Origin of the sequence: Chryseobacterium gallinarum (assembly GCF_001021975.1) — a bacterium.
GTDB lineage: Bacteria > Bacteroidota > Bacteroidia > Flavobacteriales > Weeksellaceae > Chryseobacterium > Chryseobacterium gallinarum.
The window spans coordinates 3055248-3070019 of sequence record NZ_CP009928.1; the positions used below are offsets into that span (position 1 = coordinate 3055248).

Annotated in this window: 13 protein-coding genes and 1 pseudogene; 9 read left to right on the forward strand and 5 right to left on the reverse strand. The window is 37.8% G+C overall.

The window, feature by feature from the left end; genetic code table 11:
• Positions 1-20: 20 nt before the first annotated feature.
• Positions 21-1229 carry a hypothetical protein gene (locus tag OK18_RS13740; RefSeq protein ID WP_053328345.1) on the reverse strand — a complete coding sequence of 403 codons (1209 nt, stop codon included), beginning with the start codon at positions 1227-1229 and terminating at the stop codon, positions 21-23.
• 255 nt (positions 1230-1484) lie between these two features.
• A complete protein-coding gene (locus OK18_RS13745; protein WP_053328346.1) occupies positions 1485-2867 on the reverse strand; it encodes an RtcB family protein in 1383 nt (460 codons plus the stop codon).
• A 151-nt stretch (positions 2868-3018) separates the two neighbouring features.
• Here OK18_RS13745 and OK18_RS13750 point away from each other — a divergent pair, with 151 nt between their 5' ends.
• Entirely contained in the window at positions 3019-3354 is a 336-nt protein-coding gene (locus OK18_RS13750) for a HopJ type III effector protein (RefSeq protein WP_050021519.1), read from the forward strand.
• A gap of 4 nt (positions 3355-3358) precedes the next feature.
• On the forward strand, positions 3359-4378 hold the full coding sequence (locus OK18_RS13755; protein WP_050021518.1) for a helix-turn-helix transcriptional regulator: 1020 nt from the start codon (positions 3359-3361) through the stop codon (positions 4376-4378).
• Between the two features lie 102 nt (positions 4379-4480).
• Here OK18_RS13755 and OK18_RS21480 read toward each other — a convergent pair whose 3' ends face one another.
• The 3 genes from OK18_RS21480 to OK18_RS13765 all read right to left on the reverse strand — a co-directional run bounded on the left by OK18_RS21480 (position 4481) and on the right by OK18_RS13765 (position 7414).
• Entirely contained in the window at positions 4481-4618 is a 138-nt protein-coding gene (locus OK18_RS21480) for a hypothetical protein (RefSeq protein WP_167336364.1), read from the reverse strand.
• A gap of 160 nt (positions 4619-4778) precedes the next feature.
• Positions 4779-5963, reverse strand: coding sequence for a DUF1501 domain-containing protein (locus tag OK18_RS13760; RefSeq protein WP_053328347.1), 1185 nt, complete (start codon positions 5961-5963; stop codon positions 4779-4781).
• A gap of 71 nt (positions 5964-6034) precedes the next feature.
• Positions 6035-7414: a DUF1800 domain-containing protein gene (locus OK18_RS13765; protein WP_053328348.1), complete on the reverse strand. Its 1380-nt coding sequence runs from the start codon at positions 7412-7414 to the stop codon at positions 6035-6037.
• Positions 7415-7752: 338 nt separating this feature from the next.
• Here OK18_RS13765 and OK18_RS13770 point away from each other — a divergent pair, with 338 nt between their 5' ends.
• The 7 genes and pseudogenes from OK18_RS13770 to OK18_RS13800 all read left to right on the forward strand — a co-directional run bounded on the left by OK18_RS13770 (position 7753) and on the right by OK18_RS13800 (position 14745).
• The gene (locus tag OK18_RS13770; RefSeq protein WP_050021517.1) at positions 7753-8316 is read left to right on the forward strand and encodes a hypothetical protein; all 564 of its coding nucleotides are present in this window, start codon (positions 7753-7755) and stop codon (positions 8314-8316) included.
• A 113-nt stretch (positions 8317-8429) separates the two neighbouring features.
• A pseudogene (locus OK18_RS13775) lies at positions 8430-9478 on the forward strand (glucokinase).
• Between the two features lie 144 nt (positions 9479-9622).
• Positions 9623-10189, forward strand: coding sequence for a YceI family protein (locus tag OK18_RS13780; RefSeq protein WP_053328349.1), 567 nt, complete (start codon positions 9623-9625; stop codon positions 10187-10189).
• Between the two features lie 78 nt (positions 10190-10267).
• Positions 10268-10897: a YceI family protein gene (locus OK18_RS13785; protein ID WP_050021515.1), complete on the forward strand. Its 630-nt coding sequence runs from the start codon at positions 10268-10270 to the stop codon at positions 10895-10897.
• Between the two features lie 183 nt (positions 10898-11080).
• Positions 11081-11728 (forward strand): alpha/beta hydrolase, encoded by a 648-nt coding sequence (locus tag OK18_RS13790; RefSeq protein WP_050021514.1) that lies wholly within the window; start codon positions 11081-11083, stop codon positions 11726-11728.
• A gap of 101 nt (positions 11729-11829) precedes the next feature.
• Positions 11830-13176, forward strand: a complete 1347-nt coding sequence (locus OK18_RS13795) for an ammonium transporter (protein ID WP_050021513.1) — start codon at positions 11830-11832, stop codon at positions 13174-13176.
• A 150-nt stretch (positions 13177-13326) separates the two neighbouring features.
• Positions 13327-14745, forward strand: coding sequence for an L-serine ammonia-lyase (locus tag OK18_RS13800; protein ID WP_053328350.1), 1419 nt, complete (start codon positions 13327-13329; stop codon positions 14743-14745).
• The last annotated feature ends 27 nt before the right edge of the window (positions 14746-14772 follow it).

Genomic DNA, 14772 nt, shown 5'->3' on the forward strand with positions numbered 1-14772 from the left:
TTTCATAATATAAAGTATTTTTAGAACCTTCTGAAAGGCCTTACCCTGACCATGTTGTAATCTTTGGAATAATTCCAGATATGGCCCACATACCCATCCAGAATTCTGGCTTCATTGATGCCCGGCATTTCTGTAGAGCTCCAGTAGTATTTTTGTGACACATCATTCCATGGATTTGATGCAATATTGTAGACGTTTTTGGAACTTTTATAGAATGCCATTAATTCCTCTTCTGATGGCAAGAACCAGCCTGTGAGGCCGTTTATAGTATAATTAGCACATAACCTTGCCGCGCAGTTTGCATCTGAACACTGGGAAATAATTCTTGCTGTATTAGCAGGACCTGATCCCATTACTGCCTGGGTCTGATTAACAACATCAAACGGGCACCCCCATTTGATTTTATCTGATCCGTTATAAGTGAGATTGGCAGGAGCAGCCTCAAGATATCTCCATCCATCTGTAAATTCTCCTTTGTCATAAAAAACATATCCACCCGAAGCTCCTATGGCTCCTGCAGTTTTAAATGTTTTTTCAGGTGAATAATATACCTGCGCTCCCTCTTTTACATAAGATTTTACGTAATAGGTAGTGTTGGGCTGTAATGCTGTCGCTTCCAGTTCATATGCCGAATACGTATTCGGATTTGATATTTTAATGGTTTGTCCGTTTGTGATATCTACGCCGGCACTGGTTCTGTAGCAGAATCCTTTTTCATCAGGAAGGAAAGCTTCAAGATAATGTACGGCAATATTTTCTGTAACCAGGGTAGCAGAGGTTGTGTACACGTTTTTGGCCATTTTAAATGTAATGTCCATTTTTGCAGGTGTAACAAACGATACATTATCTCCGTAAATAACATCTCCATTATAAGCCTGAACATAAGCCCTTACATAATACGTAGTTGATTTGTCAAAATCTGTACTGTATGTTGCCATAAGAAGATAATCTCCTGTAGTATTGGTATACTCCTCAATATATTTGGAATTACCAATGGTAGGGTTGATATTCTTACTCCAGCAAAACCCGCGTTTTGAATATCCGGATCCGGCAGAAGTGACTGTTCCTGTAAATTTAAATTCTGCGTTGGCGATAATAGGAGTACCCGTTACAACTTTTGGCGCTGCATTGACATTGTTGTTGGTACCATTGTCATTATCTCTGTTGCCGTCCGAACCGCATGAAGCGAGTGTAAGAACTGATAGAAATATGAAAAATATTTTCTTCATGATTAAAGTTTTTAGTTTTATAAATAAGGTCGGCAAATATAAAGAAAAAGATCATTACTTTTTTAAATATTTGATAGACTTATTATTAGATTTGCTGAAATACCGGAGATCATAAAATAAAAACGCCATTCAATTGAATTAAATGGCGGGATACTATTTGAAAAATCCTGGTAAAACTATTCCTTTTACCTATAATTTTTAATAACTCAGCAGGTTTTCAGGAGCCTGCAAGGTTCATATAAAATCAGAATTATATTATGCTTTTCTATATTTCTTCTTTTTCTTCCATGGTGCGTTTTTCTGAACATCACCAGCCATAATGCATCCGTAAGGCATTACTTCATCCAGGACTTCACACAATCCGTATTCCTCAATCTGTGCTCTTACGTTTTTTGCGCTTTTATAAGCACTCGGCAGTTCGGAAATATCAATTTCATTGGAATAGAAACGGATATCAAGTCCTTGCGTTTCTTCATTGAAGATTTCCTCAGTCGTTTTATGAGCCAGTGACTTCTTATGCTGGCTTCTGCTGAAATTTCTTCCAGCACCATGGGGAGCAAATCCAAGGTTTCTCTCATTGGTTGTCCCCCGGACAATTAATACCGGTTCTGCCATATTCAATGGAATCAATCTAGGCCCTGTAATATCAGGCATAAACTTATCATCCAGCGGAGTAGCTCCTTTAGCGTGATAAAACAAATCCCCGTCTTTGAAAACAAAGTTATGTTCATTCCAATACCTGTTTTCTTTTACCATATCAAGCCTGGTCAGCACGGCATCATGAATAGAAGTATGATTCTCTTTGGTCCATTTTCTTATCAGCTGAAGGGCCTCCCAATAGGATTGTCCCTCTTCCGTATCATAAGGAATCCAGGCATTTTCTTTCAGGGTTTCCGGAGAAATATCTCTCCTGAAACGGTTTGCAACTTTCATCCCTTTATCATAAAGAGCTGCACCCGGAGCTCTGGAACCATGATGGGTAACCAGCATGGTATTTCCTGTGTTTCTGGAAATCCCTACAAACAGGAAATGATTCCCGTCTCCCTGTGTTCCCATATGTGAACGCGCAATACTGATCAGCTTTTCATCATTTAAAAAATCATTTTTCCTGAAGGCATCCATAAGCTCCTGAGACATTGGCATCTGTTCACCTCTTGGTCTTCCGCCGTATCCGAAATGAGTCACTGAATGGGCGGCGTCCAGAACGTCTTTAGGATCAGCTTTTCCAAAATCAGTCAGCATAACGGAACAGCAGATATCTGCACTATGGAAACCCGGGTGGATGGCATTTTTTGCAATGACCACACCTCCTACCGGGATCTGACCTTCAGGTCCTGTAGGACATGCATCCGGCATAACTGCTCCCCCCATCAATGTAGGGGTTTTCATCAGGACTTCCATTGTTTTGATTACCTTTTCCACATTATCATGCTCAGATTCATGTTCAGCTCTGATATTGATGACAAAATCTTTAGCGGTTTCATGAAGAGGGATAAGTTCCGGTTGCCTGAACTGTTCAAGATACTCTTTGACCTGAATCTCATCCAGATTATTTTCATTGATATAGGTAATGGCATCTTTAAACCATTTATCTGGTCTATATCCCAATTCGATTAAGTGATTTCCATTAAATTCCATTTGTTTTCATTTTTGATGATGCAAAGTAAAAAGCTTGTTGCGCAATAGTTTTGCGTAGTTTGTTATTTTTTGATTATTTTTACAAAAAATAAAGCAAAGTAGATTATTTGCTGATTTTAACGATAAACAATACCATATAAGATCAACACCTATGCAATTATTAGAACAAGTAAAGCATTTCCCTGAAACCGTTCAGTTCCATGATGTCATCGCTTATATTGATTCTCATTTTGACTTTACCCCGGCAGCATTTAAAAATGGAAATATCAGAAATGAAGAAGGGCAGAACAGCGGATCATGTAAGATTTTTGGCTTCGCTTCATACTATGGACTTCCTGAAGATCAGACCCTGCATCTTTTCGGAGAATTTTACAGGGAAGACGTATTAAAACACCCTAATGGAAACGATCATCAGAATATCAGAAACTTTATGGAATTTGGTTGGGATGGTGTAATTTTTGAAAGTGACCCGCTGAAAGAGAAATAATCACATGTCATCCAATAAAAATGCCCTGATTCGCTATAAAACATTAGATAAATGCCTGAAAAACAAATACCGGAAATATACCCTGGAAGATCTTATTGATGAATGTTCTGAAGCTTTATTTGAATTTGAGGGAAAAGAATCTTATGTAAGCAAGCGTACAATCCAGCTCGATCTTCAGAATATGCGCAGTGAAAAATTCGGGTACGAGGCTCCTATAGAGGTATATGAAAGAAAATATTACCGCTATAGCGATCCGGACTATAGTATTCATAATATTTCGGTGAACGAAAGTGACCTGAAGGCGATGAACAATGCTATTCAGATTTTAAAACAGTTTAAAGATTTTTCGATGTTTAAAGAAATGAATGGAGTAATCCAGAAACTGGAAGATTCTATTCATTCTACCAGCCAGAAATCTATTATCCATCTGGACAAAAATGAGCAGCTGAGAGGTTTGGAGCATATTGATATTCTTTATGAAAGTATCGTCAATAAAAAGGTTTTAAAAATCCTCTATAAAAGCTTTACCGCAAGAGAGTCCAATATATATACCGTTCATCCCCAGTTGCTGAAGGAGTATAACAACCGCTGGTTTCTGATCTGCCTTTATAAACAGAAAATGTATAATCTTGCGCTGGACAGGATGGAAAGCATCGAGGTGGATGAGAGTCTCTCTTATATAGATAAAGAACTGGATGGCGATGAATATTTTAAAGATATTGTAGGCGTTACTGTCTCGGATTCATTGGCTCCAAGAAATGTTGTTTTCTTTGTAGATGCAGCCAATGCTCCTTATATTAAAACCAAGCCTTTACATAAAAGCCAGGAAATTATACATGAAACAAAACAGGGGACCCTGTTTAAAGTCTGTGTGCAGATTAATTTTGAATTAGAAAGATTATTGCTGGGCTTCGGGGATGCTCTTACCGTTCACAAACCCCGTAAGCTGCGATTAAGAATGGAGGAAAAATTCAAAATGGGGTTTGAAAATTATCAGAACCTTGAAATTCCGGATGTCCATTAATGTAAATATTAATTTGTATTCTTCAATTTCAGAAAAGAAAAAGAGACGGCCTCATTATGGGCTGTCTCTTTTCACTAATTTTAAATCTAACTACTTTTACGTTTATGCAGTAATCTGCTTTTTTTCTTTTTCCTTTTCATCTACTTTTTTGTCTATCTTTTCAGATATTTTTTTTACGATATATTCTATCGCCAGTGGTGCTATAATTGCAATTAGTGCTTTAAATATTCTTGATTTCATAGTGTGATTTTATAAAATATATACAATTTCCAAGCCAAGATAAACGGACGGATTAATCAGAAAAGAAAAATTCTTTTTTTTCTTTCCGTAAAAGGATTAAAACAATATCGATAAATTTACTGTTTCATGGCACCGGCGAAAAATTTTTATGCCAATGGGTTTAAATAAAGTCATAGATCCCGTTTTTCCATCCCAGTACTTTAGAAGAATCGGCTTTAAGCCAGTTTTTTAAAATAGTAGCATATACTTTTCGGAAATCTTCAGTATACACAAGGTCACCCTCGTTGAGGTTCCGGAGATCGGGAAGGGCATTTAAGAGACCTTTCTTTTTAAGGTTTCCGCTGATGAAAAACATCTGATTGGCGGTACCATGATCGGTACCGTTGCTGGCATTCTGGGCCACACGCCGGCCAAATTCGGAAAAAGTCATCAGAAGGATGTTTTTAAACAGCCCATTACTTTTCATATCGGCTACAAAAGACTTTACAGCTTCATTAATATCGCTGAATAATTTCTTTTGTCGTTCATTCTGGTTAACGTGCGTATCAAAGCTTCCGACAGAAAGGTAATACACCTGGGTATTAATGTCGGATTTTATTAAAGAAGCCACTGTTTTGAAGTCTTTTCCTAATTGAGAATTAGGATAGGCCTGTTCTGTTTTCTTTGCTTTGCTTTTTTCAAAAATATAACCGGCATTATTGATAGTGGAACCGAGTGTCTGATAAAGATAAGATACGGTCTCATCATCATGATGGTGATCATAAAGAGATTTAAAGTACTTTTCCTGGCTGGTCTGATACAGTCTTTTAGGATCTTTAAAAGCAAACGCTTTATTATTTTCTCCCTTGAGAGCGAGACTGAGCATGTCGTCTACTTCCAGGGCCTGGGTGGGATGTTCACAACGATAACATTCCTCATCCAGAAAACGGCCAAGCCAGCCTGTTTCCAGAAATTCATCACTCCGGCTTGCAGATTGCCAGATATCCATGCTCCGGAAATGGGATTTGTCAGGGTTGGGATACCCCACATTGTTCATAACAGAAAGTTCTCCGTTATCAAAAAGCTCTTTGAAATAGGAAAGGGAAGGATTGATACCGGCTTCATCACTAAGGGATAATGAATCCTGGATGGCCAGGGTTTTTCTTTCCCTGAAATAAATATCATTTTTGGCGGGAATAATGGTATTCAATCCATCATTTCCTCCTGTAAACTGAAGAACGATCAGTATATTCTGGCTTGGACCCAGAGCATCATCCAATGCCATGGCTTTTAGAAAATTAGGCATCAACAGGGAAGCGGTGGCCAGCGAACTTATTTTAAGGAATTCTCTTCTTTTAATTAACATAGTTTGAAGGTTTTGGGTTGCATATAATGATAAAGCAGTATTCAGGAGAGCTGCGATCTGTTATTTATATTTTACATCAGCTGGTATTCCGGGGTAGACATGAGATTGATAATGGTCATTTTTGTACTTTTATCCGAGAAGTTTTTTACCGAATTGATGTCTAGTGTCTGGGTGTTCTGAATAAGATAATCTTCAGTCTTTTTATTTTCAAAAATTTTTTCTACCCGATTCCAGTCGATGGTGATATTCGGGTTTTTAAAACTTTTGTTCAACGCTGTTTCCGGAGACTTCATCCCCATATCGATATCATCGTCCTGCCGGGGGCTGTATTCCAGCGGCCTGAGCCCGGACCAGATCTGAGGAACCTGGAGCCTCAGCATCAATGTAGAACTGTCAATCCATGATCTTCCGTTCGGCCAGCCCGATACATTGGGAGGATACAGCAACATTTGTCCCAGCAATTTTTGGTATACAATAAGGTTTTCCGGATTCTGGATATGCATGGGAAGAATGCGCATGATTCCTGCCATCAGCTCTATAGGAGATTTTATCCGGTTTCCAATGTTTTTCTGGTCGTAAAACCATGTACTGGAAAATATTCCAGTCATAAGCTTTTTGATATCGTAACCGGAATTGTAAAAATTATTGCTTAATGTATCAATAATATCCTGGTCTGTTTTTTCATTGACAAAAAACTTATACACCTTGGTGGTAATGAACCGGGACGTAGCTTTTTGTTCCAGAATAAGATTAAGGATATCAGCGCCTGAAAAGTTTCCTGTCTTCCCTAAAAAAGTTTTGGAGCCTTCATCATGCAGGTTTTTTCTTTCTTTAAAATTTCCTTCTTTATCATATCCCCAGCCTGTAAAAGCCCTGGCTGCTTCCCTGACATCCTTTTCCGTATAGTTTCCTCTTCCCATGGTAAACAGTTCCATAACCTCCCGGGCAAAATTTTCATTAGGATGGTCTTTTTTATTCTGTTGGTTATTGAGAAAGCCCAGCATGGCAGGGGCCTGGCTCACTTCAAAGAGCAGGTCCCTGAAATTTCCCAATGCATTTTTCCGTATTGTATTTAAAAGCTGTTTGTTGAACCTGGGGTTAACCACCCTGGAAGCAAAATGTCCATGCCAGAAAAAGGCCATCTTTTCTCTCATTTGCTCTTTGCTGTTGACCATTTTATCCAGAAAATTGAGGTTAAGCTCGTTATTTTGTTCCCTGTTAATCCGTTGCATTTCTTTTTTTTTATCGGCAGGGGATGAGCTGTTCATATAAGCTGCTGCAGGATCTATATCAGGCGTATCATAAGTAATTTCCGTAAAGGGATCTTCTTTAAATAATTCATTGAGGAGCGTTCTGGTGTTATTATTTTTCAGGTCGGTAACCTGATTGATTCCCACACCGAAGCCCGCACGCCAAAGGAGATGTTTGTTTTTTAATAATGAATCAGCCATAGGTTTATTTTTTTGATATCTTTATAGGAATAAGGTTAAAATAACAACAGGTTAAGAATTGTTAATAGTATCAAAGAGGGCTGATAAGAGATAAAAGTAGAAGTCATATCCTGAAAAATTTAATTTTCATTTTAAAATATAAGGTTCATTTTTACCTTAATTCACTTTTTAAGATTCTTTTTACATAAATTTTGTTAAACAAACATTTAAATTTTGTTAAAAATAATTCATTGGAAATCATTTGTTTATGGTTTCTGTAAATGTTAAAAACAATCAATTAGCCTTGCTTGGCACGATTTTTACATCTTATTAGCTTAGTAAAATTAAAAATTAGAGTTATGAAAATGTTTAAACAGGCAATAGTGCTGGCTGGAATTTTAACAGCAGGTATAGCAAGCGCTCAAAGTGCACAAATGAACAATATGATCAAAGTAGGCGCAAATGTTGGTTTAGCAGTTCCCGCAGATAACCTTTCTGCAGCCGTTGGAGTAGATGTTGCTTATCAGAACCTTATTACTCCCGGATTTGGATTAGGTATCGCTTCAGGATATACTCATTATTTCGGAAAAGAAAACAATGGTTATAAAAACAATGATGTAGGAGTGGTTCCTGTAGCTGCCTTAATCAGGATTTATCCTAAACAGACAGGTTTCTATTTCGGGACAGATTTAGGATACGGATTCCTGGTAGGTGACAAGCAGGTGGCTTCCAACACGAATGTGGAAAGAGCTGGCGGAGGATTTTACCTGAAACCGGAAATCGGATACCACAACAGAGACTGGAACTTTTTCGTACAATACCAGAAGGTTTTTGTAGGAACAAAAGGTGATTTGCCAGGACAGGACTATAATGTGGGGAATATCGGAGTTGGATTCGGTTATAATATTCCATTAGGAAAGTAGTTAGATTTAATATAAACAATTATTAACCAAACCTTTTCACGAAAGTGGAAAGGTTTTTTTCTTCTCTGCAGGATTTACAAAAACAATTATTATATTTGGTAAAATTTGAGGTTATGATTCTGAATCCAAAATTTCCACTTTATTTACCAGGAGTAGAGAACAGTAATAATGATAATGTTTCTATCATTGGAGCAAGTCTCCGTGAAGACACCACAATCTTGGGCTATTTTGTTTCCGGTAACAAAGGTCTTGAGATAAAAATCCAAAATACATATAATACCAAAGAATATTCTTCTTTTGCTGATATTTTAAGGAAGTTTATTCAGGATAATCAGCTGGAAAATGTAAAACGTCTGGGAATGGCCGTGCCGGGTCCGGTTCTTAACGGAAAAAGCAGCCCTGCACGATTAGGCTGGAATTTAGATATCGAAGAGTATAAAAAAGATTTCGGGTTTGAGAAAGCAGATATGCTGAATGACCTTGAAGCTTCTGCCTATGGAATGGCTCTTCTGGAAGATAATGATCTTGAAGCCATTTATACCAGTGGCCACCTGGAAAAAGGAAATGTGGCTATTCTTGCCCCGGGGAACGGGCTTGGAGAAGCAGGGTATTTCTTCGACGGAAAAAATTTAAGGCCTTTTGCTACAGAAGGAGGGCATTCTGAGTTTTCACCGAGAACCAATGTAGAAGTTGAATTTTACCAGTTTCTGAATAATATCTACGGAATTGTAAGCTGGAAAATGTACTTTCAAAATCAGGATTGTTTAATATCTATAGATTTTTAAGAGACGTAAAAAGACATCCTGAGCCTGAATGGCTGGGAGAGCGTCTTGCCGGCGGAAATTTCGCAGAAGAACTTTACAAGGCTGCTGTAGAAGAAAATGTATTGATCTGTAAAATTGCATTGGACACTTTCCTTGAATTCTTAGCAAGAGAAGCAAATAACCTGACATTGAAGCTAAAAGCCACCGGAGGTCTGCTGATTGCAGGAGATATCCCTCAGTTGGTCATCCAATACATTGATAAGGATAAATTCTATGAAAAATTCAAGATCAGTGACAAAATGGAAGAAATGCTGAAAAATATTCCGATATATCTGGTGAAACAAAACCATACCGCATTAAAAGGAGTGGCGCTCTATACGGCTTACTACCAAGATTAGCATACAAACTCCGGTTTATCCGGAGTTTTTTTATGACCTGATATTATTCATAAAAATAATTGAAATTCTTGATATACATCAATGAAATCTATTGTGTAAGTTGGCTACCTTTGTGTTGTTAAAATAAATAAACAATTCTATTCAATGAAAAAAATATTTTTACTGGCAGTGTTAGCTGGTGGTTTAGCTTTCGGACAGACTAAAAAAGTGGTAGCATCTGATATTCACTGGTGGGGATACAAAGTAGCAAAATCTGAGGCAAGCTCTCATGACGGAACTATTAAAGTAAAATCAGGAGACATGGTGATGAAAGGAAATCAATTAGTAGGGGGAAGCTTTGTTTTGGATATGACTTCTATCAATGCAACTGACCTTACAGGGGAATATCAGCAAAAATTAAACGGGCACCTTAAAAACGGTGATTTCTTTGAAGTGGAGAAGTACCCGACTGCTACTTTCAAAATTACCGGTGTAAAGAAAAACAACGATAAGACCTATAATTCTTTAGTAACAGGAAACCTTACCGTAAAAGGAAAAACAAATCCAGTTACTTTCCCTGCAAAAATTGCTTACAGCAAAGGAGTAGTAAGTTTAGTATCCAACAAATTCTCTTTCGACAGACAGAAATTTGATGTAGCATACAAGTCTACTATGCAGGATGTTTTTGTGAAAGATGATATTGATATGGTAGTAAAGGTGACTGCTCAATAAATTAATCAAAAAAAGATTGTTAAAAGTGTAGAAGTTCTACACTTTTTTTTATTTTTGTTGAATTGTAAATAAAAAAGAATGAAAAGATTACTATTGTTTGCTATGGTGTGCGCAAGCATATCATTTGTTTCTGCACAAAAGAAATTTGATAAAGTTTCAAAAGTGACTTCATCAGAGATCAGATGGTGGGGATACAAAGTTGTAAAAACCGAAGCCTCATCCCATTCAGGAACGGTAAAGCTTAAGAGTGGAAAATTCAACTTTGATAAAACTGTTTTGGTGGACGGAGAGTTTGTAATAGATATGAGAAGCCTGATGGCGGGCGATGTTTCTGATGAAGACCAGATCAAGCTTACTAATGACCTGAAGAGTACCAACTTTTTTGAAGTGAAAAAATTCCCGGTTGCCAAATTCCATTTGACTAAAATTATTCCTTTAGCAAACAGTGAATATAATTCTACCGTATATGGAGACCTTACACTTAAAGGGGTGAGAAAAACAATTTCTTTCCCTGCCAATGTTTATGTTACTCAGTTTACGGTAGTGATTGAATCTGCAAAGTTCTCCCTAAACAGAAGGGATTTTAAAGTATTCTATCAATCTTCGCTGAAAGATTATTTCATTAAAAATGAAATGGATATTCAATTTAAAGTTTCTACCGAGACTTTGGATAATGATAACAGGATTCCGGTAAAGAAAAAGAAATAAGAGTATACACATACTATAGATATGGAAAGAGCAGTTCAGATGGACTGTTCTTTTTTTATGAAAAAAATGATCAATAATTGAACGTTACAATAAAAGAGAATGTTAGTGTTCATAGCATATGCAATCTGAAATTCTATAGGTTTTATTAAATGCCTGTTTTGATATTTTTTTTAAATTAGTCCTATGAAAATTTATATCGTAAGCGGTCTTGGAGCAGATTTTAAAGTCCTTGAAAGACTGGAGTTTCCCAGGCACTGTGAATTGATTTTTATAGATTGGCTTATTCCGGAAAAAAATGAACCTTTTCATAAGTACGTGGAAAGAATGGCAGAAAAGGTGGATGATTCGGAGCCGTTCTGTTTATTAGGGTATTCTTTTGGCGGGATTATGGTACAGGAAATCAACCGGCTGAAACCTGCCGAAAAAGTCGTGATCCTGGGAAGCATAAAATCTGATAAAGAAAAATCCAGGTTTATCAAAACTGGAGAAGTTACCAAAATCCCACGATTACTTCCGGTAGGGTTATTTAATGATAAAGCCACCAATTTATACGCCAGCCTCAGAAAACTTTTTGATCCTAAAAATCCCAGGCTCCTTCAGTATTTCAGGGTAAAAGATCCATATTACCTGAAATGGTCTGTAGAAAAAGTCGCTGAATGGAAGTTTGAGGAAAATCCTAATGTTATTCAGATCCTGGGAGACAAGGATATTGTATTTCCGATCCGTTATTCAAAGCCCGATTATGTCATTAAAGGAGGAACCCATTTATTTCCAGCTACCAAATACAAAGAGGTCTCCAAAATATTATCTGAAATATTCAATGATAAATAGAAATATTATTATTTGGTAGTATTTTTATAGGGGTATTTGTAATAAAAATATGTTTTTATTGTATTTATGTTTAAATTTGATAGGGTTTAAATGTAAATTATATGAAAACAGGACTTAAGTGGATTGTCTCTTTCTGTATAATCAGTCTTGTGGCAGTCGGTGGTTTATTCTGGAATCCTTCCGTTACTGAGGATTCTTTTACCGGAGATTTCCTTGGTGAAGATAAAATTGTAGGAGCAGATGTTGCCTGGATTCTTGCGGCGGCAGGTCTGGTGCTTCTTATGACGCCCGGGCTTTCTTTCTTTTACGGGGGAATGGTAGGAAGGAAAAATATAATTTCCACTATGCTGCAAAGCTTTATTGCATTAGGGGTCATCTCTATTCTGTGGGTTGTTGTAGGTTTTTCATTATCTTTTGGGGAATCATTAGGAATTACAATTTCCGGAAAACATTATGGAATCATCGGAAATCCGCTGACTTATCCGTTTTTTAAAGGAGTAGGAGGTTTGCCGCACCGGATGATGGCTTCTACAATTCCTTTTATTCTGTTTGCTCTATTCCAGATGAAATTTGCCGTTATAACCCCGGCCATTATTACAGGCTCTTTTGCAGAGCGGGTCCGTTTTATCTCTTATCTTTTATTCATTATTCTATTCTGTATTTTTATTTATACGCCGCTTTGTCACATGGTGTGGCATCCTGATGGTCTTCTGAATACATATTTCGGTGTAAAAGACTTTGCAGGAGGAACTGTAGTGCATATGAGTGCCGGGTTTGCAGCGTTAGCCGGGGCTTTGGTATTAGGCAATCGGAAAAATCCCCACCATGAGCCGTCAAACATTCCTTATGTTCTCCTGGGAACAGGGATGCTGTGGTTCGGATGGTTTGGATTCAATGCCGGTTCAGCATTAAGTGCTTCTGCTTCCGCGGCGTCAGCATTTGGTACCACCACAATTGCTTCCGCTTCCGCAATGATGACATGGATTTTTTTCGACAGAATCAATGGAAGAAGTATATCAGCACTGGGCGCCTGTATCGGTGCTGTTGTTGGATTGGTGGCTATTACTCCTGGCTGTGGTTTTGTCAGCATTCAGGAAAGTCTTTTTATAGGGTTTATTTCAGCAATAGTTTCCAATATGATGGTCAATTGGAAGGCTTTAAAAAAGATCGATGATACCCTGGACGTATTCGCATGCCATGGAGTAGGAGGAATTATGGGAATGATCCTGACGGCTGTTTTTGCACATGGTGAGAAAGCAAGTCTTCTTCATGGAGGAATAGAGGTTTTTCTTCATCATATGATTGCTTTGGCTTTAGTATCTGTCTTTACGTTTTCCGGTTCATTGCTTTTATATAAAATTACAGATTCTATCATCCCGTTACGGGTATCAGAAGAATCAGAAAACAAAGGGCTTGACCTTTCACAGCATGGAGAGCGCTTTAATTGAGATCCAGAAATGAAAGTTGTGACGAATTGCACAAATACTTATTATAAACTCACCGTAATGGTTATAAAAGTTAATCAATCTAGCATCTAATACGCTTTTTATTAAGATTTATCATGTATCTTTGTTTTTGAGGAAAATGACGAATCATTTATGGAATCAATATCGGTTTTTGAGATTATTAAAGTTGGAATAGGACCATCCAGTTCGCACACGATGGGACCATGGAATGCTGCTTCTGCATTCATCAGGATTATAAAAAGGGAGAGGTCAATAGAAGAGGTAAAAGAGGTTTTCCTTGAGTTTTTTGGTTCTTTAGCTAAAACCGGAATCGGACACGGAACAGATATCGCCGGGATGCTGGGACTGAATGGTGAAGATTTTAAAACTATTGACACATCAAAAATTGATGAGAAAATAGAAAACATAAAAAGAAACCAGATCATTAACCTTGGAGGTGAGAAGGAGATTCCTTTTGTCTACGGGTACCATCTTGTTTTAAATATGCAGAAATCTCTTGATTTTCATCCTAACGGAATGATTTTCAGGGCTGTTTTTGAAGATGGAACTGAGCTGGTTCAGGATTTTTATTCCGTAGGCGGAGGGTTTATTGCCAGCCAGGAGAAAAATTCCATACAAAAACATTGTATACGTACCTTATATCCTTGCCATCACGGATCAGATATTGCAAAATATTGCCAGAAATTAGGGTTCAACAAAATTTCGGATTTGATTTTAATTAATGAAGAAAGCTGGAGAACGCAGGAAGAAACGAGACAGGAGGCGCTTTACATCTGGCAGCAAATCAAAGAATGTATTTATAAAGGTGTAAATAAAGAAGGTATCCTTCCGGGAGGACTGAATGTTTCCAGAAGAGCAGCAGGGCTGAACAAAAAGCTTTTAGGAGATAAGATTTATAAAAATATTGATGAATGGTTCAGGCTTGTTGTAGATGCAGAGGAAAACTTCACGAATATCAATAAATGGATAGCGTGTTTTGCCCTGGCAGTGAATGAAGAGAATGCAAGCTTCGGGAGAATCATTACAGCCCCTACCAATGGAGCCAGTGGTGTGATTCCGGCAGTTCTGATGTATTCCCAGGCCTTTACAGATGCTGTAAGTGATGATGATATTGTACGTTTCCTTCTGGTAGCAGGAGAAATCGGAACGTTATTCAAGAAAAATGCAACCATTTCAGCTGCAATGGGAGGCTGTCAGGCTGAAATAGGAGTATCTTCAGCAATGGCAGCTGCCGGTCTTACGGAAATCCTGGGAGGCAATGTAGGTCAGGTATTGATGGCTGCAGAAATAGCGATGGAACACCATCTTGGGCTGACCTGTGATCCTATCAAAGGACTTGTGCAGATTCCTTGTATTGAAAGGAATACAATGGGAGCTATCAAAGCAATCACGGCCGCGAATATCGCTTTGGAAAGTGATCCTTCCAAAGCAAAAGTAACATTAGATGAAGTTATTCAGACCATGTGGGAAACGGCACAATCCATGAGTGACCGCTTTAAGGAAACCTCCGAAGGGGGACTGGCTATCGCCGTGAATGTTCCTGAGTGCTAATGAGATATATTCTTAACAATACAAAAC